We start from the raw sequence: 24129 nt of genomic DNA on the forward strand, positions 1-24129 counted from the left end.
AAAAAGCCGGAAGTATTACAATGAAAAAAGCAGCAACGGTGTACGGAGCCGTACTGGCAACAAACTTACTCTGTGTACCTGCTTACGGTGTATCAGTGTCACCACCGGACTGGTGGGTGAACATGGCCGACTCCCGTTTACAACTGATGATCCGGGATAAAGATCTGGGCAAAGCAAATGTAAAAACCAGTTACCCGGGCGTTCACGTCGATGGCGTCCACCGGCCTTCAAATGCAGATTATATTTTTGTCGATCTCACGTTGTCAGAAAACGTAAAACCGGGCGTCATTCCGTTTGAAATCACCAAAGAAAACGGCGGGCGTGTGTCTTTCTCCTATGTGTTGCATGAACGTAAAAAAGGTTCAGCACAACGACAGGGCTATTCCGGAAAAGACACGATTTATCTGCTCACTCCTGACCGGTTCGCTAACGGCGACGAATCCAATGATTCTCTTGAAAACTACACAGATAAACTAAACCGTGAAGAAGCCGGTGGCAGGCACGGTGGAGATATTCAGGGGATCATTGACCACCTCGATTATCTGTCAGATATGGGGTTTACGCAGATATGGAGTATGCCATTGCTGGAAAATGCCATGGACAGTTATTCTTATCATGGCTATGCCATCACTGACTACTATCAGATTGATCCGCGATACGGTTCAAATGACCTTTATAAGACACTGAGCGAACGTGCAGCAGAGCAGGGGATCGGTGTGATCATGGATATGGTGTTGAATCATATCGGCAGCGGGCACCCATGGACAACCTCGCCCCCTGATAAAGACTGGATCCACCACGACGGCAATTTTTCTGCCACCACGCATATCCGTGAAACTCTGCATGATCCTCACGGTGCAGAAGCCGACAAACTGGCATTCAGTGACGGCTGGTTCGTTCCGTCAATGCCGGACTTAAATCAGCAGAATCCCTTTCTCGCCAATTATCTGATTCAAAATGCTGTCTGGTGGGTGGAGTATGCCGGTTTAAGCGGTATTCGCGTGGACACTTATTCCTATTCCGATAAGGACTTCCTGTCTGCATGGACAGCGAGGCTCATGAAGGAATATCCGTCACTGAATATTGTCGGGGAAGAATGGTCGGTGAATCCGGTAATTACTTCTTACTGGCAGTCCGGCACCCTGAGACAGGACGGTTATGAATCTTCGCTACCGTCAGTGATGGATTTTCCTCTGCAACACACCCTTGTCTCTGCCCTGAAAGAAGAAGAGTCGTGGGGAAGCGGGCTCAAAAAACTGTACGAGTTACTCGCCGGGGATTTCATCTACGGTGATGCCGGTAACCTGGTGGTATTTGCAGATAACCACGATATGAGCCGGATCTACACGCAACTGGATCAGGATATGGCGCTGTGGAAAATGGCCATGACAGTGGTGCTGACAACGCGGGGTATTCCGCAGGTATTCTACGGCACTGAAATTCTGATGGATAATGCGGGCACCGAAGACCATGGCATTATTCGCAGTGATTTCCCGGGCGGCTGGCCGGGAGATGAGTCAGCGGCATTTTCTTATGAAAGCGACAGTGCCCGCTCTGTGGAAGCACAGCAATTTATCCGTCAGCTTTTACACATCAGAAAACAGTATCCGTTACTTTTCGAAGGACAGCTCACGCAGTACGTACCGGAAGACGGCACTTACGTTTATTTCCGGCATAACAGGAAAACGGATACGCAAATTATGGTGGTAATTAACAAAAACGGTAAAAAGGACGTAAACTTACAGCGTTTCAGTGAGCGCATGGCTGGTGTAAAAACGTTACAGCAGGCCGGTGACGATGAAATAATGGCAGCCGGAAACTCCTTGTCAGTGCCTGAGCACAGTGCAACGGTGTGGATCCTGAATCAATAATAATAACGGACAGAATATGAATAACAAACAGCCTGTATTACCGTTCTGGCAAGTCTGGAATGTCAGCTTTGGCTTTCTCGGCGTACAGTTTGGTTTCGCTTTGCAAAATGCCAACGTCAGCCGCATTTTATCTGATCTCGGTGCAGACCTTCATTCGCTGGCATTGTTCTGGCTGGTGGCGCCGGTGATGGGGTTGATCATTCAGCCCGTGGTCGGCAGTGCGTCTGACCGCACATGGAATCGCCTTGGCCGCCGCCGTCCATATATTCTCGCCGGTGCCTTTGCCGCCGGCCTGGGTATGATCCTGATGCCGAATGCTCCCTTATTTGTCACCATCATGGCGCCCATGTTGTTCGGTGCATTGATGCTGGCATTGATGGATGCCTCCTTTAATGTTTGCTTTCAGCCATTCCGTTCTCTGGTATCGGATATGGTGCCGGCCAGCCAGCGCAACCTGGGTTATTCGGTGCAGTCATTACTGATCAACATTGGCGCAGTTATCGGCTCAATTCTTCCTTTTGTTCTGACTAATGTAGCGGGTCTCAATAATACCGCATCGCCCGGACAGGTGGCTCCGTCGGTAATTTGGGCATTCTATATTGGTGCTACCGTATTGCTTGGCTCAGTACTCTGGACGGTGTTTCGCACTAAAGAATACGCGCCGTCAGATTACGCCCGTTATAAAGGATTGCAGACAGATTCTGAAGACAAAACAGAAAAAACCGGATTCTTCAAACTTGTGGCAACCATGCCCGCCACGATGAAACAACTTGCAGTGGTGCAGTTTTTCTCCTGGTTTGCGTTGTACATCATGTGGGTTTACACCATGCCGGCTATCACCCAGCACATCTGGGGAGTGGATAAACAGTGGTTTGATCCTGCATTTATTGCTGCTGCGGGTAGTGTGCCTGCTGATGTGATTGCAGCGAAAGGTGCTGCCGGTGACTGGGTAGGTATTCTTTTTGCCGCATACAGTGTGTTTGCCGCCGTATTTTCCGTGTTTCTTGCCCGCCTGGCAGATACATTTGGCCGCAAAACCGTTTATGCCTCTTCACTGGTATTAGGGGGACTGGGTTATATCAGTTTCCTGATATCCGGAGACATCAGTCCGGTACACGTGAATTTATTTATTACAGACGTCACGGTACCACAGGGCGCTGTCAATCTGGTGTTTCCCATGATCGGAGTAGGAATCGCCTGGGCTGCTATTCTGGCTATGCCTTATGCCATGCTGGCCGGCGCACTTCCTGCAGATAAAACCGGTGTGTATATGGGCATATTTAACTTCACAGTAGCCATTCCGCAGATCGTTGCAGGACTCACTGCAGGCTGGATACTGAGCAGGGTATTTGAAAACACCGCCATCAATATCATTGTGGTGGCCGGTGTTTCCATGCTTTGCGCAGCAGTGGCGGTATTTTTTGTTAAAGAAAAAGAAATCCATGCCGTCGCCTCACAGAATACGGCAGGAGAATTACAATGAGAATAAGTCACACAATGTATGCGATTGCCAGCGTATTAACCCTGAGCGGGTGTGAAAATACGCCAGACTCTTCCCTGTCAGAAGGGATGCCGGAAAGTACAAACACATCCTTTATAAGAGGTACTGCAGAGCCTTTCAGTGCTGAAGCCGTTTACTTCATTATGACTGACCGCTTTGTCGACGGCGATAAACAAAACAATTACGAAACTCAGGGCGGTGATCACCCCAGCTGGAATTTGCCTCTTAATGGTCCCGACGGCGCAACAGCTAACGTAGGCTACATGGGCGGTGACTTGCAGGGTGTGGTCAACAATATTGATTTCATCAAAGATATGGGCTTTACCGCGGTGTGGTTAACACCGGTAGTCGATAACCCTGATCAGGCATTTACCGGCAGTGAACCTATTACGTTTGGCGGCCAGTTTAAAGATGGGGGTAAAACCGGTTACCACGGTTATTGGGCGACAAATTTCTATCAGCCCGACGAACATCTGATCAGTGCCAGCTTGTCGGTCAAAGACTATACCACTGCCATGCATGATGCCGGCCTCAAAACCGTGTTTGATATTGTCGCCAATCACGGCTCTCCCAGTTTTTCAATGCCGCAGGATCAACCGGGTTTCGGTGAAATTTATGATGCACAGGGAAAGCTGGTTGCCGATCATAGTAATACGCTGCCTTCTGAACTGGATACCACTCAGCCTTTGCAGGCATTTTTCCACGACTACCCGGACCTGGTGGAGCTGTCTAATCTCGATGAGTCAAATCCGGACGTTCAGGATTACCTGATTAATTCTTATCTTTACTGGATAGAGCAGGGCGCTGATGCATTCCGGATCGATACTATCCGGCATGTGCCTCATCATTTCTGGCGCACGATGTCTGACCGTATACGTGCAGAACATCCCGGTTTCTTTATGTTCGGGGAGAGTTTTCAGTATGATGCGAACTTTATTGCCCAGCATACGCTGCCTAAAAACGGCAATATCAGCGTGTTGGATTTCCCTATGCAAAAGGCCATGGTCAGTGTGTTCGGGACTGAAAATGCAGGATTCGAAACGTTAAGCAGTGCACTGCATCTTACCCACGGGCCTTATCATAATCCCTATGATCTGACCACTTTTTACGATAATCACGATATGCCCCGGATGAATGCTACGGATGACGGCTTTATCGATGCCCATAACTGGCTGTTCACTTCACGGGGTATACCGGTGGTTTATCAGGGCTCAGAGACCGGCTTTATGCGCGGCACAGCAGAGCACAGCGGAAACCGTAACTATTACGGACAAGATAATGTGGATAAGGCGCCGCAGCACCGTATCTATCAGTCTCTGTCTGCTATTGCTCATGTTCGAAAAGCCACACCGGCATTACAGCGTGGCTTACAAACCATGCTCGAACTGAATGGTGAAAAAGCCGCCTTCTACCGTGTTGTAATGGATGACAGCGCACAACAGACAGCCCTTGTATTGTTGAATAAAGGTGATACACCAGTTTCTTTTGAGATAGCAGAGTACATGCAAAACGGACGCTGGAGCGAACAATTGAGTGGCAGTGAAAAGGAAGTGAACAACCGCGTTTTAACCAGTGAAGTCAGCCCTCATAGCGTACAGGTCTGGTTGCGTGACGGTCCGCTTAGTGATGACCATTTTATTCAGCATCTGCATGAGCAGATAGCGAATCTGTAATGACACAGGGGTTGCAAAAGCAACCCCTTTTCTTTTTGATTTTCAGTATTTTTTTCCGCCACAGGACTCGCGTATGATGAGCTCTGCAGACATCAGAAAATCACTGACGATTTGTTTATTAATTGCCTTAAGCAGGCTGGTAACCAGCAATTCGCCGGCCAGCCGGGTATCCTGTTGCACGGTGGTCAGGGCCGGCGTAGTAAAAGCGGAGATACTGATGTTGTCGTAGCCGGTGACGGCGATGTCCTGTGGTACCCGGTATGGCGTTTCTTTCAACGCCTGTAACACACCGGTGGCAATCAGGTCAGATGCACACACCACGGCTTCAGGCTTTTGTTCAGAATGAAGAATTTTACGGATAGCCTGCGCTCCGGCCTCTTCAGTAGAATTCGCATCAATACGGATAAAGTCACCGGCATCAATGCCTGCGTCTTTTAATGCCTGTGTGTAACCCTGATAGCGGGCCAGAAATTCCGGCGCATGCCCGCCGGCATCACCGATAAACGCAAACCGCCGGTGTCCATTTTTCACCAGGTGGGTGGTGAGATCATAACCGCCCTGAAAGTTATCACAGCCGATGCTGATACCGGGATGATCTGCATCTTTAGCCCCCCAGCGCACAAAATGGGTGCCCTGATTTTCCAGTTGGGCCAGTTTGTCCCGCCAGGCGGTGTAGTCTCCGTAACCGAGCAGAATGATACCGTCAGCTTTTTTAGAGTCTTCAAACTCAGCGTGCCAGTCATCGTCCAGATTCTGAAAAGACACCAGCAAATCGTAACCGGCGGCTGAACTCGCCCTGGTTATGCTTCCCAGCATGTTAAGGAAAAACGGGTTTATCATTGAGTCGTCGGACGTGGGATCTTCAAACAGCAGTAAAGCAATAGTATTGCTTTTCTGTTTTCGCAGGTTACTGGCGTTTTTGTCTACTTTGTAGTTCAGTTCTTTGGCAATACGCTGCACCCGCTCGCGGGTTTCTTTATTTACCAGCGGGCTGTTACTGAGCGCCCTTGAGACCGTGGACTGCGATACGCCGGCCAGGTGAGCAATATCAAAAGACGTGGCTTTTTCTTTCATGCCTGTTACTGAAAGGGTTTAAAGTGGCTTATGTTACCATACTTAACGCTGATAAGTGTCTGAGTTAATTGCCCGGACAGCGGTTTTCGTTGTAAATTTAGCCGTTCGGGCAGGGCGATTTCAATTAATCATAGTGACCCGCCGGGCAACCGGTTATACTCGGCGATTATTATGTCAGAACAGATTTTCATTTAAGGGGAAAGGGCGAATGGCGGAAACGGAACATCATCCGACCAATTTTATCCGGCAGATTATTGAAAAAGATCTTGCTGCAGGTGTTCATGATTCTATAAAAACACGTTTCCCACCGGAACCGAACGGTTTTTTACACATTGGACATGCGAAGTCTATTTGTCTGAATTTTGGTGTAGCCAGTGATTACAACGGTACATGTAATCTGCGCTTTGATGACACCAACCCTGCTAAAGAAGATATCGCTTACGTCAATTCCATCAAGGAGGACGTAAACTGGTTGGGTTTCCAGTGGAATGGTGATGCCCGTTATTCTTCGGATTACTTCGATTTGCTGCATGGCTATGCGACGGAGCTTATTGATAAAGGTCTGGCTTATGTGGATTTCTCCAGCCAGGAAACCATGCGTGAACTGCGCGGGACACTGACAGAACCCGGTAAAAACAGTCCTTACCGTGATACCGATCCTGCGACCAACCGTGCAGAATTTGAGAAAATGACTGCCGGAGAGTATGCGGAAGGTCAGTGTTCACTACGTGCAAAAATTGATATGACATCGCCGTTCATGTGTATGCGGGATCCGGTGATCTACCGGGTGAAATTCGCCCACCATCACCAGACAGGTGAGAAATGGTGCGTTTATCCTATGTACGATTTCACCCACTGTATTTCAGACGCCATCGAGGGGATCACCCACTCTCTGTGTACACTGGAATTCCAGGATAACCGCAGACTCTATGACTGGGTGATTGAGAATATCTCAATCGAATGCACACCCCGTCAGTATGAATTCTCCCGGTTGAACCTGGAATACACGGTGTTGAGTAAACGCCGTCTTATTCAACTGGTTGAAGAAAATCACGTGAGCGGCTGGGATGATCCCAGAATGCCTACCATCGCCGGTTTGCGCCGCAGAGGCTATACGCCTGCGTCTGTGCGTGAATTTTGTAAGCGTATCGGCGTAACCAAAATGGATAACATGGTGGAAATGGGCATGCTGGAAGCCTGTATCCGCGATGATCTGAACGTTAACGCTCCCCGTGCAATGGCCGTTCTTGACCCGGTTAAACTGGTTATTGAAAATTACCCTGAGGGTGAGTCTGAATCATTGCAGGCACCTAATCATCCCAATGATGAATCCATGGGCAGCCGTACAATTCCTTTCAGCCGCGAAGTGTGGATTGAAGCGGAAGACTTCCGTGAAGAGGCGAATAAGAAGTTTAAGCGTCTGGTACTCGGCAAAGAAGTCCGTTTACGTAATGCTTATGTGGTAAAAGCTGAACGGGTCGAAAAAGATGCTGAGGGTAATATCACTACCATTTTCTGCACTTATGACGATGAAACCCTGGGTAAAGATCCTGCTGATGGCCGCAAGGTGAAGGGGGTAATCCACTGGGTTGATGCCAATGCAGGTGTGAAAGCAGAATTCCGCTTGTACGACCGTCTGTTTAACGTACCGAATCCGGCAGCGGAAGAGAATTTTACGGATGCCATAAATCCTGCTTCTCTAGAAGTGAAATCCGGTTTCGTTGAACCGGGATTAACGGAAAATCCGGTAGCCGGAGGCTGGCAGTTTGAGCGCACCGGTTACTTCTGTCTGGATAAAGATTCATCTGATAGCCTCAGTGTGTTTAACCGCACAGTGGGACTGCGGGATTCCTGGGCAAAGATTGCTGACTAGTCCTGTAAAAGTTTCTTATTTAAAACCGCAGTTTATCTGCGGTTTTTTTATGCGTATTTCTCATTGATGCTGGCCGTAGTGTTGCGTAATCTGTAAAAAACAGTTCATAACAGGGATCATCATGAAACGGGGAATTCTGGCACTCACTTCACTTTTGTCTTTCTCAGCCATGCCGGCAACCTTTCCGGTGTACTTTCTCGGCGGACAATCCAATATGCAGGGATACGGCGTCAGTAAAGATCTTGAACCTCTTTACAGTAAACCTGCTGACAATATTTATATGTTTGCCGGCAATGCGGTTTCAGATGATGATCTTACCGGTGGTAAAGGTGTATGGGCACCACTGCAGCCCGGTACGGGTAAGGGTTTTAAATCTAATGGCCGGGTGAGCCTGTACAGTGACAAGTTTGGTCCGGAAGTTTCATTTGGTCATCAACTCTATTCACTGAACAATAACCAGCCCTTTGCCATTATAAAGTACGCCAAAGGAGGCTCGGCGATTGCTGAAGGGATTGGCCACGGCAGCTGGTATCCTTTTTATCGGGAGAACACCGGTGTTAATCAATTCGACCACTTCCTCACGACTATCCGCAATGCATTTTTTCCTGTTGATATCGATCTTGACGGTGAAATCGACAACCTTGTGCCGGCTGGTATTGTGTGGATGCAGGGTGAGTCTGATGCGGCAGAAACGAAAGAGATTGCATTGGCGTATCAGGCAAATTTAAAAGAGCTGATGGCATTGATAAGAGCGGCCTTACGGGATGATGATTTACCTGTCGTGATTGGAAAAATTACCGATTCGGGGTTGGATGACGAAGACGGCATGCGCATGAATTATCATAAAATTGTTCAGCAGGGACAGAAGGCTTTTGTGGAAAATGATGTGTGTGCGGCGTATGTGACAACTCTGGATAACGAGACGCATCTGGATGACGGGTGGCACTATCAAAGTGAAGGATATGTGCATCTGGGCGAAGAATTTGCTGCTGCCATGCTTAAATTGCAGCAAACCTGTGGTCAGCGGTGAGCGATGAATGGCGCATGGAAAACGGGGAGCGTAACGCTCCCCCGTTTTGTATTTATAAGCAATAAACCTTATTTCGGCTGACAGTCAATTGACTGGCCATTCACATTCAGACTGTCATCACCCATCAGATACAGATACGCCGGCATCAAATCAGCCGGTGTTTTTAATGTGTCGGGATTTTCTGCTGGGTAAGCACTGGCGCGCATGGCAGTGCGGGTAGCGCCCGGGTTAATGCAATTAAATCGCAGACCACGGTTTTCAAATTCGGATGCCAGCACCTGCATCATACCTTCGGTGGCAAATTTAGAGACGGCATAGGTGCCCCAGAACGCCCGGCCTTTTTTCCCCACGCCTGAGCTGGTAAAAATAACCGAAGCAGAAGGCGCTTTACGCAGTACGGGGATCAGCGCCTGCGTCATCAGTGCAGCACTGTTTACATTAACCTGCATAACATCCATCCATTCCTGCTCAGGAATATCGCCGAAGGCACTTAAGTGGCCAAGCATTGATGCATTGTGCAGTACACCATCAAGTTTTCCGAACTGGTCAGTAATAGTTTGCGCCATGTCCTGATAATTTTTCAGTGTTGCACCCTTCAAATCAAGGGGGACAATGGCGGGCTGTGGTCCGCCATTTTCTACTATTCGGTCATAGACCTGTTCCAGCTTTGGGACGGTTTTACCTAATAAAATACAGGTAGCCCCGTAAGCCGCAAACGTCGTGGCAGCTTCTGCACCAATTCCGGCGCCGGCACCGGTGATGAGGATGGTTTTTTCTTCGAGAAGTCCGGCAGGTGCCTGGTAGAGATTCGGCATAGGGTCTAACCTTGATCTGTTAACTATGGGCAAAGAGAGGCTTGATGATACTCAGCTCCCGGTGGTTGTAAATATCTAGCCCTATAATTCTCAACAGATTTTAGTGGCGTAAAATTAATTTACGAAAAGTTAACAAACCTTTGCAAAATTCGGGTAATGACAATAATATTAAGCTACAACCAACTGGTCATACTTGTTTGAAATGTGTGTTACCACTTGTCATCAGGTGGATTGAAACAAGCATTTACATTGCCTTGACTGTAAAACAGACAATAACAACAAAGCCTTTTATTAGGGAGAAAAAATGAGAAAACTCTTTATCAGTACCAGTGTTGCTCTGGCACTGGGTTTAACGGGTTGCGGTGGCTCCAACGAAACGCTGGAGGACATTGAGTCCGGAACGCCCGTTCAGAAGCCTTTCTCTCGTGTCGTTTTTGATCCGTCTAACGGCGTGCTTAACATACCTAACGATCTGCTCATGCTGCCGGGTGATGACGGCTTCTTCGACTACACACTGAATATTCCGGTAGATGACCCGACAGATTTTACTGATCCGCAAAACGCACTCAACGTGCTGGACGGCTGGTCAACCCAACATCCTTTTGTTATCGACGTGACAACACCGTCGGGGGTTACACTGGATGAGTCAACATTATCTGCCGGTGTTATGCTGTACGAAGCGACGCTGGGACTTGACCAGAGTGATCCTGATTGTGCGGCGGCCGCAATACCATCCTCCGGTTGTAAAGTCGGTAACCAGTTACAGTACGGCACTGACTTTGTGCTTTCGCTGGTGGACGGCGATACCATTTCCGTTGTTCCCCTGAAGCCACTGAAACCGGCACACGGCTACATGCTGGTGATGACTACAGATTTGAAAGACAGTGAGGGGAACGGCGTAATGGGTTCCACATCATGGGAACTGGTTCGTCAGGACATCAATACATTACCGCTTTCTTCCGACGCTCAGTTGCAGTTGCAAACGCTGGTCAACTCGCTGGTCGATCCTCTGATTGATATGGGCTATGACCGGGAAGACATTTCCTATGTCTCTGCCTTCACAACCCAGAGCACAGACATCGCCCTGCAATCATTGAAAAAAGTGATGGTGGCTGAATTTGCTGCCCGTTTTGCCGCAGGTGATCCTACAGCGGCTACCGCGCTGCCGGTTATCACTGTAAACGACCCTGAAGGTGCCACCAATGCGATGGAAGCCTTGGATCTGGTCGATGATGCAACTCTTGCCGGTGCCGTTCAGCTGGGCATCAATGCCTTACCGGAGTCCGCCGCAGCATTCATTCCAACTATTGAAGCAACTTTGGATGCCGGAGGTTTCGCACCGTTACAAACCTGCGCCGGATTGCTGGGGACTGTGTCAGGTCAGCTGTCTGCTACCTGGGGCGGATTAAATGATTTCGCCGTAGGTGTCTCTACCGGCATTCTTGCTCAGGCAGGCCCGTTCTGCGCCGCGTCTCATTATGAAGGCTCTGTGTCATTGCCGTATTATCTGCCTGTGCCTTCGGCCGAAAACCCGCTGGCACCGACTACCGGTTTCTGGGAAGCGGCCTGTGACAGCGGTATAGTTCTGGCGGGTGCACCTGATGAGGTACTTGCTTCGGCTACGCCCGGTCCGAACTTCACGTTGTGTGATCAGCTAGGCCTTGCTGATTTACGCATCGGTGATGCGATGCTGGACTCAGCCCGCAACATCACAAAATTCAACCCTGTACCGCAAACTCAGGCCGTTCCTTCACTGGATGTGCAGGTAACCGTGCCCAATGCTACCGTAGCGGGAGCGTTAGGTTTCCCCATCGCTCAGCCTGAAGCCGGCTGGCCTGTGGCTATTCTGATGCACGGTATCACCAGTAAAAAAGAAGATATGCTGGCGATTACCGGGGCACTGTCACTGGCAGGGATAGCCACCGTCGCCATTGACCACCCGCTACACGGTAGTCGTGGTTTTGACGTGAATGGTGACGGTACCGACGACATCAACGCGACTACGGTCAGCGCGACTCATTACATGAACCTGCAGTCACTGCCAACTGCACGGGATAACGTCCGTCAGAGTGTTTCTGATATGCTGGGATTACGTCTTGGTCTGAACGCAGTGAACGATCAGACAACCGGCGGCGCAGCATCGTTTGACTTAAGCCGTGTTTACTTCATGGGTGTGTCTTTAGGTGCGATTACCGGGGCTGAGTTTGCCGCGGTAACTAACAGCACAATGGGTGACGAACTGGCAGCGCTGGACGGCATGTATAGCGTGCAGGCAGCATCTCTGGAGTCTCCGGGAGGCGGTCTGGCTCAGTTCCTGATTGAGTCGCCAACCTTTGGTCCTCTTATCCAGGGGCTGCTGTTATCTCAGTCTTCCGAAGAGTTTCAGGCGTTGTTAGTGCAATTGTACGAAACAACTGATGTCACTCAGGTGCAGCTTGTTGCCGCGGTGGATGTGTTCCTTGCGAACCTCACTGATGCACAGATGGCGGAAGTGCAGTCTGTACTGAATCAATTCGCGTTCGCCGCGCAGACGGTTCTGGATGCAGGTGATGCAAACAACTATGCCGCTACACTGGCGTCAAACACGCCGGTGCATATGATGACTGTGGTGGGTGACGGTGCGGATAATTTACCGGATCAGGTGATTCCGGTATCCACAGCGCTGCCACTGGCTGGCCAGCTGCCATTCTCAGCATTAGCCGGACTGGAGCAGATCAGCAGCACTGCCACCGGCGATCCGGTAAGCGGTATTGTACTGTTCACAGAAGGTGCTCATGCATCCAGCCTGAGCCCGGAAGCCAGTGCTGCGGCTACCACTGAAATGCAAAAAGAAGTGGCGGGTTACATGTCTACGGGTGCAACAGTGCTGCCCGTTACCGATACTTCAGTGGTGCAAAACTAACTTCACAGCGACGTAATAGTCGGCTGTCAGCAAAGACCCCCTGCGGACGAAGTTTCCTCAGGGGGGCTTTTATAATCAGAGTCAAAGATAAATGACTTTAAGCATATTCAGGTATCAGGGGTTGGTTCAGTAATTTGTTTTTAACGTCTTTCGGGCCTGTCTTGCGATAAATGTAGATGTCATAGAAGGGGGTTGAGTCACGCCTGATCACCGGAGCAAATTCTTCTGAAACGCTGATAAGTCTGCGAAGGGCGGAGTTGGACTGAGAGGTAATACTTCTGCGATAAACCAGAATCCCGTTCTCTGTGAGCGATTTTTCCAGACTTTTCATGAAATCCGGGCTGTCACTTTTTTTCAGATAATCCGGCACATTAGATAATGAGATAAAGTTATATTTGTTATGTGCTATCTCACAATGCTCAATGATATCGGACTTTATGTATGTAATTCTGCAAGCTTTCGCTGCCTTCTTACAAAGATTAAAATATTTACCGTCAATTTCAGCAGTAGGCGCGTGGTTGCTTTTGTAAGAACCTGTTAAAAGTGCGCTGTAGTAGAAATTGTTTTTGATCAGAAAGTTCTCAAAAGCATGACTTATTGACCGGGTAAAAAAGCGGTAAAAATGCCCGGGTGAGGACCATGAAAGATGAGTTCTTCTCAGCATGAGTTTCTTTAACAGCACCGTTAAAGTAACTGATAGGGTCAGAAAAAAAGCCATGAGTTTTAGTTTTCGTCTCAATGACAAATAGAGAAGCTTCTGGCTTTCAAGGGAGTCACAGTTAATCAGTTTTTTACTTAAGTCTGGACAACTGAGGCGGAACAAACGTGCAGAGTTTGCCAGTTTTAATTCCCAGACGCCTGAGAACAACAAACTTTGCCATCCTGTTCTGCGGAAAAATTCGCTTAAGCTTTTTTCTGTCTGAGTGGTAAGTGATAATTTCCCAAAAAGCTGTTTTCGTTCATCGGGCTGCGCATACTGATATCCCAAAAGCTTACAAAATTCAACGTATTCAAGTGATCTCAGGGCTTCTATCCTCAACTCAGTTAAGGCAAGCTGCTGTTGAGATGAATCTATGCAGGTAAGTTTTTCAGGCATTTTTGCGAACAATGGTATGACCCTTGAACCACTGCCGGCAATAGCTAATACGTGCTCAGATTGTTTGGGTAACAAACTTTGTTCAGTGTAACTATCTTCATTCGCAAAGGTATATTCAAACTTCACGGTTTTCTCCTGAAGAGACAGGGGCAGAGAAGCCCCCGTTTGTTTTATTCCTCTTTCTCCGGTTTGATTAATAACAAGGCTATTAACGACGCGCAGACGATAATTCCTTTAAGTGCCAATGGTATTGGCAATAACCCTGAAATCGCTGCAATGGCTCCGACGGCGCAAACCTGGAAAAAAGACTTATGAGTTTTCATATTCATCACATGGAAAGAACAAAAGCGGAGTAAGTTCCGGTAATTGTGCCTAACATGCCACCTATCAAACCACCTATGAGAATACCGGGGGGCCCGCCAACAGCACCAACAGTAGCACCTAACGACATTCCTCCTCCGAAACCGCTAAGACCACCAACGACTGCTGTTTCAGTGAGGCTCATTTCTCCACCGCCAACTAAATTAATTTCCCTTTGATTTAATTCGTTCATTGTTTTCTCCTCAAGCTGATAAATAGCCATATCCGGCACCAATTACTGCACCGGCAGCCAGTCCGATAAATCCGCCCCATCTCCCCCAACTCGCTCCTGTCAAAGCACCATTCATGACTGCTGCAAGAGTACCGGCACCTGAACCAATACCTGTACCTGCAGTTGCTCCGGTGATTGACCATGCAAGTGTATCGCTGCCTCCATTAACCAGTTGTAAATCTTCAGGTTTCAAAACTTTCATATACAATTTCCTTATCGTTAAAATTGAAAACTGGAAAATCCAGCTACGACAAAGTAACTAATATAAGAACGAAATAAAGCTGATCTGAAGACGGTAAATTATGCTAAACCCGGGCCGGTACAGGTATAGCATATTGATATTTTTAAACAGTTTAATCAGTACAAATGCATTAATTTACATATCGCACGGGCCAGATGAATCCAGCTGTCGTCAGCGTGCGTAAACGCTGCTACACTATGCCGCTGTTTAACGGGCATTTTTTAATCATTTGTCCGGGTCTGGCATGACGATACTTGCCGCACAGAATAATAATCAGGAGAACATGTTGGAGTTTTTGTACGAATACGGATTATTTCTGGCTAAAGCCGTGACGCTGGTAGTAGCCATAGTGGTAGTACTTATTGCTATCGTCGCCAGTGCCAGCCGGCAGAAGCCCGGAAAAGGGCACCTTGAAATCGTGTCTCTGACAGAGCAACTGAACGATATTAAACATTACGCCCGTTCTGTTCTGCTGGATAAAGCCGCTATGAAAAAACTGGCGAAAGAACAGAAAAAAGAAGGTAAAAAGGCTAAATCAGATAAAGATAAAAAAGAGGATGAAGAAGCTTCACGTCTTTTTGTTATCGATTTTACCGGTTCCATGGATGCCCACGAAGTTGAGCGTCTTCGTGAGGAAGTGACTGCTGTACTGTGTGTGGCACAAAAGCAGGATGAAGTGCTGGTCAGGCTGGAAAGTGGCGGTGGCGTTGTTCATGGTTATGGTCTGGCAGCGTCACAATTGCAGCGCATTAAAGAGAAAGGGATCAAGCTGACGGTAGCAGTTGATAAAGTCGCTGCCAGTGGTGGCTACATGATGGCCTGTGTGGCAGATACTCTGCTGTCTGCCCGTTTCGCCTACATCGGTTCAATTGGTGTACTGGCGCAAATCCCTAATGTGAACAAACTGCTCAAAAAACATGATATTGAATTCGAGCAGCACACTGCCGGTGATTACAAACGTACGTTAACAGTGTTTGGCGAAAACACTGAAGAAGGCCGTGAAAAATTCAGAAAAGATCTGGAAAACATCCATGTTCAGTTTAAAGACTGGGTGAAGTCTCAACGTGAAACACTGGATATTGAAAAAGTGGCTACCGGCGAAGTATGGCTGGGCAGTGAAGCGAAGGAGATAGGACTGGTAGATGACATCATGACCTCTGATGACTACATTCTTTCTCACCATCCGGCCCGTGAAATCTTTGCAGTGAAATATGCGACAAAGAAAAGCATGGCAGAGAAATTAGGGATCTCAGTATCTGCAGCAGCAGAAAGCACTGTGATGCGCCTGTTGTCCAAATCCCGCCACTGGTTCTGATCTGCTGATTTCACATGGCGAAAGACACTAAAAAACGTATTCTGGATGCAGCTGAAACCCTGTTTGCTGAACAGGGTTATGCACAAACTTCCATGCGTGCAATTACCGCCCGCGCAGATGTGAATCTGGCGTCGGTAAATTATCATTTTGGCAGTAAAAAAAATCTTATTCAGGCAGTGCTGAAGCGCTATTTTGATGTATTGATGCCACAAATTGATGATGTCCTGAACAGCACCGGCACAGAGACCGGTGCGGACGGTGTGGAAAGTCTTTTGCTTTCCCTGGTTCCGCCCATGATGACCTTGTCGGATATCCGCCCAGAAGGTACTGCACTGTTTGTCCAGCTACTGGGCAGGGGCTACAACGAAACTCAGGGACATCTTCGCCGTTTCATCATGCATGACTATGGCAGTACGGTAGCTAAGCTGATGATGGCCTTACATGCTTGTTTACCCCACGTAGAAGATGATGAACTATTCTGGCGTCTGCATTTCGCCATCGGCAGCTTTGTTTTTTCCATGGCATCCAGCCGGGCACTGACAGAAATCGCGGAATCAGATTTTAACCAGAAAGTGGATATTAAAGCCGTGATCCTTCATCTTGTTCCCTTCGTTTCACAAGGTATCGCCGGCCGTCAGGTCTGAGTTACACCGCTTATTTCAGGAGAATGGTATGGCAATCAGCAGACATGAGCTGGTCTGTGCGCTGGACACATTATTACGCCCTCAGGATGTTCAGGATTATTGTCCTAATGGCTTGCAGGTTGAGGGTGCTGACCGGATCCGTAAAGTCATTACCGGTGTAACAGCCTCACAGGCACTGATTGATGAAGCCGTCCGGCGGGAAGCTGACGCTATTCTTGTGCATCACGGCTATTTCTGGAAAGGGGAAGACCCCGTAATCACCGGCATGAAGGGAAAGCGTATCCGTACATTGCTTGCCAACAACATCAATCTTATCGCCTATCATCTGCCGGTAGATATTCACGCCAGTTGCGGCAATAACGTACAACTTGGCAGTTTAATGGGACTCAGCAATCTGGCTCCTGCGAAAGGCGTGAAGCCCGAGGGGATCATCTATACCGGTGAGTGCAGCGAACCTGTTCTGGCTTCAGAATTTAAAGCCCGTCTTGAAAATAAACTCGGCAGGTCTGTACTGCATGAAGGAGACGCCGGTGACCGGCTGGAAACCTTCGCATGGTGCACGGGCGGCGGTCAGGGATATATAGAGAAGGCGGTTGCAATGGGCGCAGATGCGTTTATTACCGGTGAGGTCTCTGAACAGACCATACATGTTGCCCGTGAACTTGGTATTCATTTTTTTGCTGCCGGTCATCATGCTACTGAGCGCTACGGTATTAAAGCGGTGGGAGAGTGGTTGTCTTCCTCTTTCGACATTACCGTTGATTTCATCGATATTGATAACCCAGCCTGATTTCCGGCGCAAAGAAACGACTTATGAAATCCACTGACCAGTATTTTGATGGTATCGCAGATAAATTCGCGAGTAACATCTACGGCACGACCAAGGGCCGTCTGCGGCATCTTTTGTTACTTGATATCCTTAAACCTCTCCTTGAGAAGATGCCGGTCAGCAAGGTAATTGATCTGGGCGGCGGGACGGGCATCATGACCCGTGAAGTTGCACAGATGGGTCATGATGTCACGTTGGTGGATGCGTCTGCAGATGTACTTTTGCTGGCTCAGGAATATCTGGCCGGTTTGGAAAATGTGACGTTCAGAAAAGGCACTATTCAGTCTGAAACCGATCTTCAGCGCTATGATGTTGTTATCTGTCATGCTGTTCTTGAATGGCTCGCCAGTCCGCTAGAAACCCTGTCGGAAATCTGTCTTAACATGCGCCCGGGGGCGCTGCTGAGTCTGACCTTTTTTAACCGCGATGCGGCGTTATTTGGTAATGCTGTATATGGAAATTTTGATTACATTGCCAAAGGCATGAAAGTCAAAAATCAGGTCAGACTGAATCCGCAGAATCCGCTTGCCCCTGCAGACGTGATCCGCTGTGTTGAAGAAGCCGGCATGGAAATAAAGTCGTTAAGCGGTATCCGCTGTTTTCATGATTACATGAGAGAGAGACATCTCAGCGACAGTCAGTTTGAAGAGCTTGTTGCACTGGAAAGACAATATATGAATACCGAGCCGTTTTGCCGGCTCGGCAAGTACATGCATTTGCTGATCAGCAAGCCGGCTTAACCAGAAAGGTGGTGGTATCCATGGTGCCGTTTGCACAGGCTGCCACATTGCTCAGCGTGGTTTGTGCAATCTGTCCCAGTGCTTCCTGAGTAAAAAAGCCCTGATGGCCGGTGATCAGAACATTGTGAAACGTGGATAAACGCTCAAATACATCGTCCTGGATGATTTCACAGGAATGATCTTTGAAGAACAGCTCTGATTCCATTTCATAGACATCAAGTCCCAGATAACCGATCTTATGCGACTTTAACCCGTTAATTAACGCCTGCGTATCGGCAAGACCACCCCTTGAGGTGTTGATCAGCATCACACCATCACGCATTTTACTGATGCTTTCTTCATTGATCATATGATAACTGTGCTGATTCAGAGGACAATGCAAACTGATGATATGAGCGCGGGACAACAGCTCATCCAGGGGAACAAATCGTGCCCCGGCATCCTGCAACTGACGGTCAGGAGCGGGGTCGTAGCATAATACTTCACAGCCGAAACCCAATAGGATTCGTGCAGTGGCACGGCCTATATGACCGGTGCCGATAATACCTGTGGTTTTTCCGGCCATGTTGAAGCCCAGCAACCCGTTTAAATCAAAATTACCTTCTTTAACCCGGTTGTACGCTTTGTGCATACGCCGGTTTAATGTCAGCATCAGCGCTACTGCATGTTCTGCAACTGCTTCAGGTGCGTAAGCCGGCACGTGCGACACCGCAAGCCCCAAACGTTTCGCCGCCTCCAAATCCACATTGTTATATCCCGCACAGCGCAGAGCAATATGACTCACGCCTGACGCCTTTAATTTCTCCAATACAACGGCATTTACCGTGTCATTCACAAATACGCAAACCGCGTCGAGTCCGTCGCACAGTGGCACAGTGTTCTCATCCAGACGGGCAGGGAAGCAGTGCAGATGGACATCCCCGCCGGCCAGTTTGCTGATTGACGTTTCATCGTAGGGCTGGCAACTGAATATACCCATTTGTATGGTCATGAATATTATGCTCCGTCTATTCCCGTATGATCGGGTCAATAATTTTTTGCAGTGCGTCGGGTTTGGTTACCGGCGCATAGCGTCCACGAACCTTACCGTCACGATCAACAACAAACTTGGTAAAATTCCATTTAATTGCCTTAGAGCCAAGCACGCCCCTGGCTTCATTTTTAAGATAAGTAAACAAGGGATCTTCGTCCGGTCCGTTCACGTCTATCTTCGCCGAGATGGGAAAGGATACGCCGTAGTTGAGTTCGCAAAACTGTTTAATATCGTCATCACTGCCGGGTTCCTGACTACCGAACTGATTACAGGGAAAACCGATAATCATTAAATCGTGAGGCTCATACCGGAGAAAGAGCTTTTCGAGACCCTCATACTGAGGCGTAAATCCGCACCGGCTTGCCGTGTTAACAAAGACAATGACAAACCCTTTCAATTTACTGAGCGCCAGCGTTTCGCCGGTATTTAATGTGACGGTATAATCATAAATTGAAGACATAGAGTTAATCCTTTACGGCAAGTGAAACGCGGTCAGAAGCTACTTTTAGCATGAAATTTGTTATTATTCAGCCGGTTTCGGTACAGACGGTTTTTTTTAACCGGCCTGTTATCACTTTTGCAGACACACGGAGAATAGGTAACCGGTGAAAAAATTAACGTTTCTTGGACTTGGTGTCATGGGCTACCCCATGGCAGGGCATCTGCAAAAAGCAGGATTTGATGTAACAGTTTACAACCGCACTACTGCTAAGGCAGAAGCCTGGGTGAAGGAGTATTGCGGGTCTTTTGAGCCTGCTGTAGCGGCTGCAGTTCGTGGTGCTGAAATCGTATTTATGTGCGTCGGTAATGACAATGACGTTATGGACGTAGCCGGTCAGGCAACAGAGGCGATGGATGCCGGTGCCATTCTGGTAGACCATACAACGGCGTCAGCAGATGTGGCGCGCACCTTATGGGAAACCTGTAAAGGGAAACAACTGGGTTTTCTTGATGCCCCGGTATCCGGTGGTCAGGCCGGCGCTGAAAACGGCCAGCTTACTATTATGACCGGCGGCGATGAAGCTGTGTTTGATGTGGTAAAGCCTGTCATGGACAACTATGCAAGACACAGCCAGTTGCTGGGAAAGGCTGGCAGCGGACAGCTGGCCAAAATGATGAATCAGATTTGTATTGCCGGCATTGTTCAGGGGCTGGCTGAGGCGCTGCACTTTGGTCAGCAGGCAGGGCTCGATTGTGCAGCCGTGGTTGACGTTATTTCAATAGGTGCAGCACAGTCATGGCAAATGGAAAATCGTGCAGCGACCATGCTGGATGGCAAATATGACTATGGTTTCGCCGTAGACTGGATGCGTAAAGATCTCGCCATTGCACTGGATGAGGCGCGCAGGAACGGTTCTACGCTGGCACTGACTGCGCTGGTCGACCAATATTACGCTGATGTACAAAAATCCGGTGGTGGTCGCTGGGATACTTCCAGCCTGCTGACCCGTTTAGCCGCTAAATAACGGCTAGCCGGCAGAGGCTTGTGTGTCGTCTGCCGGTGTTACCGGTGTCGCTGTCAGAAAGTAAGCCGCGTCGGCTTCGGCAACTTTTCTCAACCTGAGCAAACGTTGTCTGTTGGCATTATTCAGCGCACCGGTATCAATTTTGTCCAGTAATGTGGCGACGGTGTAATTACGGTAACTGTGATGACGGGATTCCAGCATACACTGCAGCAGGTTGAGTCCGAATGCCTGCGTTGCCGGCATCATCTGAAAGGCCTGATAGAAGTAATACATTGCACGGACATAATCTTTACTAATAAACATCCGCATGCCCGTTTCATTCAGCTCCAGCGCTCTCTCACTGGCCAGCCCCATACTTTTTTCAGCCCGGGTCAGTACACTCTCGTTTAATGTTTGCGCAGACAAATCATCGTCCAGATGATTTCTCTCATGTGCCATAGCCAGTAAGTCTTTGGCTTTCTCTGTATTGCCTAGCGCATTATTGATTTTGGCGGCCACGATGAGGGTGGCGGGATCGGTGCGCACAAACATGTCCATGTGTTCGTGAGTCAGGTATTGCTCCGCTTTTGCCGGGTCATTTTCAAGCACCGCAGCGAAGGCAAGAAGATAGTCTTTCTTCTGTAATTGTTGCTGATCGTTCTGATTACGTCCTGCAATCCCTACCAGCCGGCGGGCCTGAGTCAGGCTTTCGTCCCGGTTAGATTTTGGCTGCTCTTCCGCGATAGAGAGATAAAACTCTGCCAGCTCAAAGGTGAATTCGTTAAACCTGTCCCGGGTACTGCGGTTGTAATCACGTTTCTTCTGCAGCAGTTCGATCCCTTCCAGTACTTTGTCCTGCTTTTGATAAGTTAACGACTTCAATCGTGTGGCCGGTACACTTAAGTCACTGGTTTTGATGTGGTTCAGATAGAACTCTGCCTGCGACCAGGCCTCCTGTTCAAAACACAGACAGGCGAGCCACTCAAATGCCTTATCCCGTGCCAGTGAATTGGTCATCAGATCGGACAATTCTTCTTTACAGTCTGCCCAGTTACCCGCCAGGTACTCGCATTTTATTTTTCCCCACTGGGCCCAGAGCACACGTTCTGAGCGCGCCAGCACAGACTCGTATAGTGCTTTAGCTGCCAGTAACTGACCATTCTGAAACAGGATCCTGGCGTGAAGTTTCAGCACATCGTTTTTGAGCTTTGCCGGCGTTTTCTGATTATTCAGTTTCGCGACACTTTGCAGCGCGCCGGCGGGATCGTTATTGTCCAGTGCATTGAGTGCCTGTTTGACATAATTCCGGTAACTGAGGTAGTGACTGAGACCACGTGAAAGGGTGGCAATGTTGTAGGGCTTGATGATCAGCAAATCCGGCTGTGCATCGATGATCTGGCCCACCGTTTGTGGCAGCCGGTCTGCCGTAATAAACACGATGCCGGTACTGGGCCGGATAAACTGGCTTTGCCGGAGTTGATGTACCCATTCCACACCGTTTTTACCTTGCCCGAGGTGAAAGTCCATCAGAATAATTTCAAAGTGTTGCCGGCGCAGGGCTGACTTGAGCTCTGCGCCGTTACTGAAACTGCTGATTTCGAATTCGCCCACAGGCAAAAGGTGGCTTCTTATTGCTGAACGCGCAGTGGCATTGTCTTCGATAATCGCCAGACGGTAAGGCATGAAGGGCACCAGTAATGTAATGAAAGTACGAACTTTGTCATACCGGAATTTAATAAATATATCAGCGCTTTGACGGTTCGTCATCTATACGAAAAGATAATAGTCCCGGGAGCAGGCATTATTTACCGGTATACCGGTAGTCTGGTTTGTCGCGCGGAACATCTGTCATGTCACAATATATTTACAAAATAGTTTTATTTGTTTTACGTTAACGTTTACGTAAACCTGTGTGATTGTTTAAGGTAACAGGGTATTCACTAACAAGAGAACCTTATGCAACAGGTGCTGATGCTGATAAACGGGGAATGGGTAAACGGACAGTCTGAAGACAGGATTGTCGTTACCAACCCCGCCACCAATGAACCCATTGCACAAATTTGCAGTGCATCACATAACGACATGGATGCAGCCGTTGCCACTGCTGCAAAAGCGTTTGAAAGCTGGCGTGATGTGCCGGTGACCGAACGGGCCCGTCTGATGATGCGTTACCAGGCGTTACTGAAAGCGCACCATGACGAACTGGCGACATTGCTTGCCAGCGAGACCGGCAAGACCTTTGACGATGCCAAAGGTGATGTATGGCGCGGTATTGAAGTGGTTGAACAGGCGATGAACGTGCCGTCCCTGATGATGGGCGAAACGGTTGAAAACGTTGCCCGTAACATAGATACCGCCAGCTATATTCAGCCGCTGGGAGTATGCGCCGGCATCACCCCGTTTAATTTTCCGGCTATGATCCCGCTGTGGATGTTTCCTCTGGCCATTGCCTGCGGCAATACCTTTGTACTGAAGCCTTCTGAGCAGGATCCGCTGACGCCTAACCGCCTGGCAGAGCTGTTTATGCAAGCCGGTGCGCCGGCAGGCGTGCTGAATGTGGTGCACGGCGGTAAAGAGCAGGTTGATGTTCTGCTTCATCATGGAGACATTAAAGCCGTGTCGTTTGTGGGTTCTGTTCCTGTTGGTCAGTACATTTACAAAACTGCCACCGCAAACCTAAAACGTGCCCAGTGCTTCGCCGGTGCGAAGAACCATACCGTGATCATGCCCGACGCGAACAAAGAACATGTTCTGAATAACCTCGTGGGTGCATCGGTCGGGGCAGCCGGGCAGCGTTGTATGGCAATTTCTGCCGCGGTGTTTGTGGGCGGGTCTGAAAAGTGGATCCCTGAGCTGGCTAAACGCATCAGTGAAATTAAACCGGGCCTGTGGAATGACCCCGAAGCCGGTTTTGGTCCGCTGATTTCTGCAGCAGCAAAACAACGTGTGTTATCCCTGATTAAAGCCGGTAAGGAAGAAGGGGCAGAATGTCTGGCTGACGGTTCTGACTTTACTGTCCCAGGATGTGAAAAGGGTAACTGGGTAGGCCCGGTGGTGTTTGACCGGGTAACACCGGAAATGACCATCTATAAAGAAGAGATTTTCGGCCCCGTCTTGTCCTGCATGCGGGCAGAGTCTCTGGAGGATGCACTGAAGCTGGTAAACAATAATCCTTATGGCAACGGTACCAGCATATTCACTAACAGCGGTGCAGCGGCCAGAAAGTATCAGCGTGAAGTTACCGTGGGTCAGGTGGGTATTAATGTGCCGATCCCTGTGCCGCTGCCATTCTTTTCGTTTACCGGCTGGAAAAATTCGTTTTACGGCGATTTACATGCTTACGGTAAACAGGCAATCCGCTTTTATACCGAAACTAAAACGGTAACCAGTCGCTGGCTGGATGATGATATTCCGGGTGGTCCGAACCTGACTATTTCGATGGATTAGAGGAGACG

Annotated in this window: 20 protein-coding genes; 12 read left to right on the plus strand and 8 right to left on the minus strand. The window is 48.8% G+C overall.

The annotated features are described in order from the left end of the window. The first annotated feature begins 20 nt into the window (after positions 1-20). Genes DS731_RS10435 through DS731_RS10445 form a run of 3 tightly spaced genes read left to right on the plus strand, consistent with a single transcriptional unit; the run spans position 21 to position 5045 of the window. Positions 21-1871 carry a glycoside hydrolase family 13 protein gene (locus DS731_RS10435; protein WP_119501268.1) on the plus strand — a complete coding sequence of 617 codons (1851 nt, stop codon included), beginning with the start codon at positions 21-23 and terminating at the stop codon, positions 1869-1871. Positions 1872-1887: 16 nt separating this feature from the next. Continuing rightward, complete coding sequence (locus DS731_RS10440) at positions 1888-3354, plus strand: MFS transporter (protein ID WP_119501269.1); 1467 nt, start codon at positions 1888-1890, stop codon at positions 3352-3354. Then, the gene (locus DS731_RS10445; RefSeq protein WP_119501270.1) at positions 3351-5045 is read left to right on the plus strand and encodes an alpha-amylase family glycosyl hydrolase; all 1695 of its coding nucleotides are present in this window, start codon (positions 3351-3353) and stop codon (positions 5043-5045) included. The genes DS731_RS10440 and DS731_RS10445 overlap by 4 nt, the downstream gene beginning before the upstream one ends. Positions 5046-5087: 42 nt before the next feature. On the opposite strand, the gene DS731_RS10450 is transcribed toward DS731_RS10445, so the two are convergent. Beyond that, the gene (locus DS731_RS10450) at positions 5088-6119 is read right to left on the minus strand and encodes a LacI family DNA-binding transcriptional regulator (RefSeq protein WP_119501271.1); all 1032 of its coding nucleotides are present in this window, start codon (positions 6117-6119) and stop codon (positions 5088-5090) included. Positions 6120-6327: 208 nt separating this feature from the next. On the opposite strand from DS731_RS10450, the gene glnS reads away from it, so the two are divergent. Both glnS and DS731_RS10460 read left to right on the plus strand, forming a co-directional pair. Continuing rightward, positions 6328-7992, plus strand: a complete 1665-nt coding sequence (glnS, locus tag DS731_RS10455; protein WP_119501272.1) for a glutamine--tRNA ligase — start codon at positions 6328-6330, stop codon at positions 7990-7992. Positions 7993-8113: 121 nt separating this feature from the next. Further along, positions 8114-9022, plus strand: a complete 909-nt coding sequence (locus DS731_RS10460) for a sialate O-acetylesterase (protein ID WP_119501273.1) — start codon at positions 8114-8116, stop codon at positions 9020-9022. 68 nt (positions 9023-9090) lie between these two features. Here the strand turns inward: DS731_RS10460 and DS731_RS10465 are convergent, their stop codons facing one another. Beyond that, entirely contained in the window at positions 9091-9837 is a 747-nt protein-coding gene (locus DS731_RS10465; protein ID WP_119501274.1) for a YciK family oxidoreductase, read from the minus strand. A gap of 304 nt (positions 9838-10141) precedes the next feature. Here DS731_RS10465 and DS731_RS10470 point away from each other — a divergent pair, with 304 nt between their 5' ends. Further along, a complete protein-coding gene (locus DS731_RS10470; RefSeq protein ID WP_119501275.1) occupies positions 10142-12739 on the plus strand; it encodes a VolA/Pla-1 family phospholipase in 2598 nt (865 codons plus the stop codon). A gap of 97 nt (positions 12740-12836) precedes the next feature. Here DS731_RS10470 and DS731_RS10475 read toward each other — a convergent pair whose 3' ends face one another. From DS731_RS10475 to DS731_RS10485, 3 genes are all read right to left on the minus strand, one after another. Beyond that, positions 12837-13961, minus strand: a complete 1125-nt coding sequence (locus tag DS731_RS10475; RefSeq protein WP_161599145.1) for a DUF3419 family protein — start codon at positions 13959-13961, stop codon at positions 12837-12839. 202 nt (positions 13962-14163) lie between these two features. Then, positions 14164-14418 (minus strand): hypothetical protein, encoded by a 255-nt coding sequence (locus DS731_RS10480; protein ID WP_119501277.1) that lies wholly within the window; start codon positions 14416-14418, stop codon positions 14164-14166. Then, positions 14399-14629 carry a bacteriocin, lactobin A family protein gene (locus tag DS731_RS10485; protein ID WP_119501278.1) on the minus strand — a complete coding sequence of 77 codons (231 nt, stop codon included), beginning with the start codon at positions 14627-14629 and terminating at the stop codon, positions 14399-14401. The genes DS731_RS10480 and DS731_RS10485 overlap by 20 nt, the downstream gene beginning before the upstream one ends. 325 nt (positions 14630-14954) lie before the next feature. Between DS731_RS10485 and sohB the strand changes: the two genes are divergently transcribed. Genes sohB through DS731_RS10505 form a run of 4 tightly spaced genes read left to right on the plus strand, consistent with a single transcriptional unit; the run spans position 14955 to position 18196 of the window. Beyond that, a complete protein-coding gene (sohB, locus tag DS731_RS10490) occupies positions 14955-15983 on the plus strand; it encodes a protease SohB (RefSeq protein WP_119503385.1) in 1029 nt (342 codons plus the stop codon). Between the two features lie 14 nt (positions 15984-15997). Beyond that, entirely contained in the window at positions 15998-16627 is a 630-nt protein-coding gene (locus DS731_RS10495) for a TetR/AcrR family transcriptional regulator (RefSeq protein ID WP_119501279.1), read from the plus strand. A gap of 28 nt (positions 16628-16655) precedes the next feature. Then, on the plus strand, positions 16656-17417 hold the full coding sequence (locus tag DS731_RS10500; protein ID WP_119501280.1) for a Nif3-like dinuclear metal center hexameric protein: 762 nt from the start codon (positions 16656-16658) through the stop codon (positions 17415-17417). Positions 17418-17440: 23 nt separating this feature from the next. Beyond that, positions 17441-18196 carry a methyltransferase domain-containing protein gene (locus DS731_RS10505; RefSeq protein ID WP_119501281.1) on the plus strand — a complete coding sequence of 252 codons (756 nt, stop codon included), beginning with the start codon at positions 17441-17443 and terminating at the stop codon, positions 18194-18196. On the opposite strand, the gene DS731_RS10510 is transcribed toward DS731_RS10505, so the two are convergent. Together DS731_RS10510 and DS731_RS10515 are read right to left on the minus strand one after the other, a co-directional pair. Further along, on the minus strand, positions 18180-19187 hold the full coding sequence (locus DS731_RS10510; protein ID WP_119501282.1) for a 2-hydroxyacid dehydrogenase: 1008 nt from the start codon (positions 19185-19187) through the stop codon (positions 18180-18182). The two genes, DS731_RS10505 and DS731_RS10510, sit on opposite strands and share 17 nt — an antisense overlap. A gap of 16 nt (positions 19188-19203) precedes the next feature. Then, on the minus strand, positions 19204-19689 hold the full coding sequence (locus DS731_RS10515; RefSeq protein WP_119501283.1) for a glutathione peroxidase: 486 nt from the start codon (positions 19687-19689) through the stop codon (positions 19204-19206). Between the two features lie 178 nt (positions 19690-19867). Here DS731_RS10515 and DS731_RS10520 point away from each other — a divergent pair, with 178 nt between their 5' ends. Beyond that, on the plus strand, positions 19868-20695 hold the full coding sequence (locus tag DS731_RS10520) for an NAD(P)-dependent oxidoreductase (protein ID WP_232373556.1): 828 nt from the start codon (positions 19868-19870) through the stop codon (positions 20693-20695). Positions 20696-20698: 3 nt separating this feature from the next. Here DS731_RS10520 and DS731_RS10525 read toward each other — a convergent pair whose 3' ends face one another. Beyond that, positions 20699-22357, minus strand: a complete 1659-nt coding sequence (locus DS731_RS10525) for a response regulator (RefSeq protein ID WP_119503386.1) — start codon at positions 22355-22357, stop codon at positions 20699-20701. Positions 22358-22630: 273 nt separating this feature from the next. On the opposite strand from DS731_RS10525, the gene DS731_RS10530 reads away from it, so the two are divergent. Then, entirely contained in the window at positions 22631-24121 is a 1491-nt protein-coding gene (locus DS731_RS10530) for a CoA-acylating methylmalonate-semialdehyde dehydrogenase (protein ID WP_119501285.1), read from the plus strand. Positions 24122-24129 lie beyond the last annotated feature (8 nt).

The sequence above is a fragment of the Alteromonas sp. RKMC-009 genome, assembly GCF_003584565.2.
GTDB lineage: Bacteria > Pseudomonadota > Gammaproteobacteria > Enterobacterales > Alteromonadaceae > Alteromonas.

Coding starts and splice junctions, on each gene's coding strand:
- DS731_RS10435 (WP_119501268.1), top strand. CDS start 21: ATGAAAAAAGCAGCAACGGTGTACGGAGCCGTACTGGCAACAAACTTA.
- DS731_RS10440 (WP_119501269.1), top strand. CDS start 1,888: ATGAATAACAAACAGCCTGTATTACCGTTCTGGCAAGTCTGGAATGTC.
- DS731_RS10445 (WP_119501270.1), top strand. CDS start 3,351: ATGAGAATAAGTCACACAATGTATGCGATTGCCAGCGTATTAACCCTG.
- DS731_RS10450 (WP_119501271.1), bottom strand. CDS start 6,119: ATGAAAGAAAAAGCCACGTCTTTTGATATTGCTCACCTGGCCGGCGTA.
- glnS (WP_119501272.1), top strand. CDS start 6,328: ATGGCGGAAACGGAACATCATCCGACCAATTTTATCCGGCAGATTATT.
- DS731_RS10460 (WP_119501273.1), top strand. CDS start 8,114: ATGAAACGGGGAATTCTGGCACTCACTTCACTTTTGTCTTTCTCAGCC.
- DS731_RS10465 (WP_119501274.1), bottom strand. CDS start 9,837: ATGCCGAATCTCTACCAGGCACCTGCCGGACTTCTCGAAGAAAAAACC.
- DS731_RS10470 (WP_119501275.1), top strand. CDS start 10,142: ATGAGAAAACTCTTTATCAGTACCAGTGTTGCTCTGGCACTGGGTTTA.
- DS731_RS10480 (WP_119501277.1), bottom strand. CDS start 14,418: ATGGCTATTTATCAGCTTGAGGAGAAAACAATGAACGAATTAAATCAA.
- DS731_RS10485 (WP_119501278.1), bottom strand. CDS start 14,629: ATGAAAGTTTTGAAACCTGAAGATTTACAACTGGTTAATGGAGGCAGC.
- DS731_RS10495 (WP_119501279.1), top strand. CDS start 15,998: ATGGCGAAAGACACTAAAAAACGTATTCTGGATGCAGCTGAAACCCTG.
- DS731_RS10500 (WP_119501280.1), top strand. CDS start 16,656: ATGGCAATCAGCAGACATGAGCTGGTCTGTGCGCTGGACACATTATTA.
- DS731_RS10505 (WP_119501281.1), top strand. CDS start 17,441: ATGAAATCCACTGACCAGTATTTTGATGGTATCGCAGATAAATTCGCG.
- DS731_RS10510 (WP_119501282.1), bottom strand. CDS start 19,187: ATGACCATACAAATGGGTATATTCAGTTGCCAGCCCTACGATGAAACG.
- DS731_RS10515 (WP_119501283.1), bottom strand. CDS start 19,689: ATGTCTTCAATTTATGATTATACCGTCACATTAAATACCGGCGAAACG.
- DS731_RS10520 (WP_232373556.1), top strand. CDS start 19,868: ATGGGCTACCCCATGGCAGGGCATCTGCAAAAAGCAGGATTTGATGTA.
- DS731_RS10525 (WP_119503386.1), bottom strand. CDS start 22,357: ATGCCTTACCGTCTGGCGATTATCGAAGACAATGCCACTGCGCGTTCA.
- DS731_RS10530 (WP_119501285.1), top strand. CDS start 22,631: ATGCAACAGGTGCTGATGCTGATAAACGGGGAATGGGTAAACGGACAG.